This window comes from Streptomyces sp. NRRL B-24085 (assembly GCF_001282115.1).
GTDB lineage: Bacteria > Actinomycetota > Actinomycetes > Streptomycetales > Streptomycetaceae > Streptomyces.
This window is the reverse complement of the sequence record NZ_LJBR01000377.1, coordinates 1-3859: the sequence shown is the minus strand read 5'-3', so window position 1 is coordinate 3859 and position 3859 is coordinate 1. Positions and strand designations below refer to the sequence as shown.

The window sequence follows — 3859 nt, the reverse complement described above, 5'->3', positions numbered from 1 at the left end:
CCCTGCCCCTGGCCCTGGCCCTGGCTCTGGTGGTTCCCGGAGCTGCTCTGGGGGTCGTCGTCGCCCCACTCGTCACCGGCGACGGCGGGCGTGGCGAGGGCGGTGACGGCGAGGGCGCAGGCGGCGACCGCTATGGGGAGACGGGAGCGCAGGGACATGGGGGACCTCCGTTGAGGGGCGAACCTGACTGTTCGCCACGTTAGGAGGCGTGCGGACGGGCCGCCTTTCCAGATGGGCCATAGGAGCAGCGCCTACCGCAACGTCAGCTTCGCGACCGCCCCGCCGTCCTCCGCGTTCGAGAACGACAGCCGGGCCCCCAGCACCTCCGCCTGCCCCAGCGCGATGGTCAGCCCCAGTCCGTGCCCCCGGGCCCCGCCCTCCGTGCGGAACCGCTGCGGCCCGTGCTCGACGAGGTACTGCGGGAATCCGTCCCCGTGGTCCCGGACGGTCACCACCGGCCCGTCGACCGTCAGCGACACCGGCCCCCGCCCGTGCCGGTGGGCGTTGGCCACCAGGTTGCCCAGCACCCGCTCCAGCCGCCGCCGGTCCGTCTCCACGGCCAGATCCCGTACGACGACGACCTCGGTGTCGGTCCCGGACGCCCGCACCACCCGCTCGGCCACCGCGCCCAGACGTTCCGCGTCCAGCTCCACCCGCTCCCGGCCGGTGTCCAGCCGGGAGATCTCCAGCAGGTCCTCCGTCAGCGTCCGCAACGCGGCCACCCGGTCCCGCACCAGCTCGGTCGGCCGGCCCGGCGGCAGCAACTCGGCCGCCGCGTGCAGCCCCGTCAGCGGTGTGCGCAGCTCGTGCGCCACATCCGCGGTGAACCGCTGCTCGCTCAGCAGCTTCCCCTGCAAGGACCCCGCCATGGAGTCCAGCGCGGCGGCCACCGCGGCCACCTCGTCCTGCGGCCGCGACGGGTCCTTCGTCCGCGGATCGCCGACCCGCGCGTCGAGGTCGCCCGCGCTGATCCGCCGGGCCACCCGGGCGGTCGTGTCCAGCCGCTTCGTCACCCGGGTCACCGCGAACGCCCCCACCAGCAGCGTCGCCGTGATCGCCAGCGCCGACGACCACAGGATCGCCCGGTCGAGGCCCGCGATCGTCCGCGCGCCCTGCGCGTAGTCGACCCCCACGGCCAGCGCCCGGTCGCCGTCCACCGGGCCCGCCGCCCACATCGTGGGGCGGCCGCGGTGCACGCCGACCATCGTGCCGCGGTCCCCGGCCACCGCCAGTGCCCGCAGCGACCCCGGCAGGCCCGGCGGGTCCACGCCCGCGTCCCACCGCAGGGTGTCCCCGGCCTCGTACGCCTCGGTCGCGTCCTTCAGCCGGTCCAATGCCAGGTGCCGGGCCTCGCCGACGGTCTGGTTCGTCACCGAGACGTGCACGAGGACCCCGAGCAGCGCGGCGAGGGCGCAGCACATCACGGTGATGAACACGGCGGCCTTCACCGCGAGCGTGCCGGACCAGCGGGGCAGCGCGAGCCTCATCGCGAGCTCGCCGACGGGCTGGGCGCCGGGCTCGGCCGGTCACCGGGGGCCCGGCTGCCGGTGCGCAGCATCTCGTCGTGGGTGAGGAGCATCGACTTCTGCTGCGGGTCCCAGGTCCACTGGAGCCGGTACTCGTACCCGGCCACCTCGGACGGCGAACGGATGATCACCGAGTGCCCGGCCAGCTCGACCCCGCTGACGGCGTCCTCCCAGTGCATGACGCGCACCAGCCGGTGCTTCGCCACGGTGTAGACACGGACGGCGGTGACACTGCCGGGCAACTGCCGGAAGCCCAGCGTCAGGTCCTCGTGCCCGTCACCGGTCAGGTCGCGGTAGTACGGCCTCAGCACGGGACACCTCTTCCCGGCCGCCCCCGGCTTCCCGCAGTCCGCCATCCGGCGGGCCGTCTCCGCGTACCCGCCGTCGGCGTAACTGCCGGGGTCCTCCCTGATCTCGGCGCGCACGAGGGCGACCGGGTCCACCGTGCGGATGTCGTCGCCGGGCACGGAGACGCCCGCCACGGTCTGCGAGTCCACCTCGCCGATCTCGAAGGCCGGGCTGGAGGCGGGCGTCAGGTCCGGCCACAGCCGGTCGGGGCTGATCGCGGTCGGCGTGGAGCCCGCGCCCACCAGGTCGCCCGCGTCGCCACAGCCCGCCGCGGCCACGAGCAGCAGGGCGACGGCGGCTGCGGCACGGGCCGTACGCGGTGCGCGGCGGGCGGGTGGCACTGTGCTCCTGGGGTCGGGGCCGGTCGGGGGCGTCGGCCCCGTACACATTATTCGTACGGAAGTCCTTTTTGCCGTGCGGCGGTACCGGGCGGCCCTACTCGGTCAGCTCCTCCAGCAGCCGGGCCGTCGACAGCCCGGTGCGCAGGTACTCGACGAACAGCTCGTTGTGCAGCGCCCACGGCGAGCGCCGGCCGCGGATCAGCCGGATCGCCGCGTCGGGGGTGTGCCCCCTGCGGACCAGGGCGTGCGCGACGACCAGCCCCGAGCGGTTGTAGCCGTGGTAACAGCGGACGAGGACCGTGCGGCCCGCGTCCAGTGCGTCGCCCGCGGCCTGCGCCAGGCGTATCACGCCCGCCAACTGGGTCCCGTCCAGCGGGCCGTCCGGAATCGGCCACACATGGTGCTCGACACCGGGGTCGGGGCCGTGGCCGGGCAGCCGCAGCAGCGTCTGCACGACCTCGAACTCGTCCCGTACGACGGCGAACTCCCGTCGCCCGGACAGGCCCTGGAACTCGTGTCCGCCCATCCACAGCCCGGGCACGATCTCGTCCCACGCCCTGTCCGGAGCCGGTACGTCGGGTTGCTTCCCGCGGGTCCGCAACAGTGCCTCCCCAAGCCCCTGCGCCAAGCCCTGCAACTCATGGCAACTCACCCCAAAGGTAACCGGCTTCTTGCCTGCGCAGCACCCCGCCTGTTCCCATGGTCCATGGGGTGATGGTGCATGAGCGGACTGCGCGTCGTACCGACCTGGCGCCATGGTCAGGAGCGGCTCTACGTCTGCCTCACGGACGGCAGGAACATCGCCTGGTACGACCGTGAGGCGGCCCGGATCAACCTGCTGAGCGAGGACCGCAGGCAGGACGTGCTCGACGCCCTCGGGCCCTTCCTGACCGGCCGGGTGGCCGTGGGCCCGCCCCCGGTGCCGACGCCCGCCGAACTGGCCCGGCTCTCCCTTCACCCGGACGACGACCTGGCGCCCAACCGGCCCGGCGAGGCCCTCCAGATCGCCCTGGACCGGGACCCCGGACCCGGGCACCGGCTGCGCCGCGACCCCCGTCGCCGCGCCCTGGAGGCCGAGCAGACCGTGGGCGAGGCGCTGGACCGCCTCGACGGCGCGGGCTGGCACACCCTGCACTCCGTCCCGCTGCCCGGCGGCGACCGCGTCCACCATCTGGCGATCGGCCCCGGCGGACTGTTCGCCGTGCACACGCTGTACGCCCGCAAGCAGCGGGTGACGGTCGCCGACCCGATGGTCTCCCTCGGCCGCCGCGACCCGCAGCCCCTGCTGCGTCGCGTCCGCGCCGACGCCGACCGCGCCTCCTACGCCCTGACCGCCGAGGTCCACCCGGTCCTCGCACTCGTCGGCCCCTCTGGCCTCACGGTCACCCTCCCGCCCCGCGGAATCCGCGTCCTGCGCGACACGGACCTCGAAGACCTCACCCGCCTCGGCGGCGTCCTCAAACCAGCGGACGTGGAGGCCCTGCACGCGATGGCAAGAGACCGGCACACATGGACCAAGGTCTGAACACGGCGGGCTGAGGCGGCGGCGCCCGGGGCTGGGTGCCGTGGGTTGCGGCGGCGCGGTGGGTGCTGGGGGTGGCAGGGCCTGAACAAAGCGGGCTTAGGCGGCGGGGTGGTGTGGGG

General features: G+C 74.4%; 4 protein-coding genes. 1 reads left to right on the top strand and 3 read right to left on the bottom strand.

Annotated elements, in window-relative coordinates:
- Window positions 1–251 precede the first annotated feature (251 nt).
- The 3 genes from AOJ26_RS33525 to AOJ26_RS33515 are packed head-to-tail and all read right to left on the bottom strand — an operon-like array spanning window position 252 to window position 2816.
- Window positions 252–1487 carry a sensor histidine kinase gene (locus AOJ26_RS33525; protein ID WP_053852138.1) on the bottom strand — a complete coding sequence of 412 codons (1236 nt, stop codon included), beginning with the start codon at window positions 1485–1487 and terminating at the stop codon, window positions 252–254.
- On the bottom strand, window positions 1484–2263 hold the full coding sequence (locus AOJ26_RS33520; protein ID WP_053852137.1) for a hypothetical protein: 780 nt from the start codon (window positions 2261–2263) through the stop codon (window positions 1484–1486). The genes AOJ26_RS33525 and AOJ26_RS33520 overlap by 4 nt, the downstream gene beginning before the upstream one ends.
- A gap of 46 nt (window positions 2264–2309) precedes the next feature.
- The gene (locus tag AOJ26_RS33515) at window positions 2310–2816 is read right to left on the bottom strand and encodes a protein-tyrosine phosphatase family protein (protein ID WP_053852136.1); all 507 of its coding nucleotides are present in this window, start codon (window positions 2814–2816) and stop codon (window positions 2310–2312) included.
- A 120-nt stretch (window positions 2817–2936) separates the two neighbouring features.
- Between AOJ26_RS33515 and AOJ26_RS33510 the strand changes: the two genes are divergently transcribed.
- Window positions 2937–3740 (top strand): nuclease-related domain-containing protein, encoded by an 804-nt coding sequence (locus AOJ26_RS33510; protein WP_053852135.1) that lies wholly within the window; start codon window positions 2937–2939, stop codon window positions 3738–3740.
- Window positions 3741–3859: the final 119 nt, after the last annotated feature.

Excerpts from the sequence above, each read along its gene's own strand:
- AOJ26_RS33525 (WP_053852138.1), bottom strand. The coding sequence starts at position 1,487 with ATGAGGCTCGCGCTGCCCCGCTGGTCCGGCACGCTCGCGGTGAAGGCC.
- AOJ26_RS33520 (WP_053852137.1), bottom strand. The coding sequence starts at position 2,263 with ATGTGTACGGGGCCGACGCCCCCGACCGGCCCCGACCCCAGGAGCACA.
- AOJ26_RS33510 (WP_053852135.1), top strand. The coding sequence starts at position 2,937 with ATGAGCGGACTGCGCGTCGTACCGACCTGGCGCCATGGTCAGGAGCGG.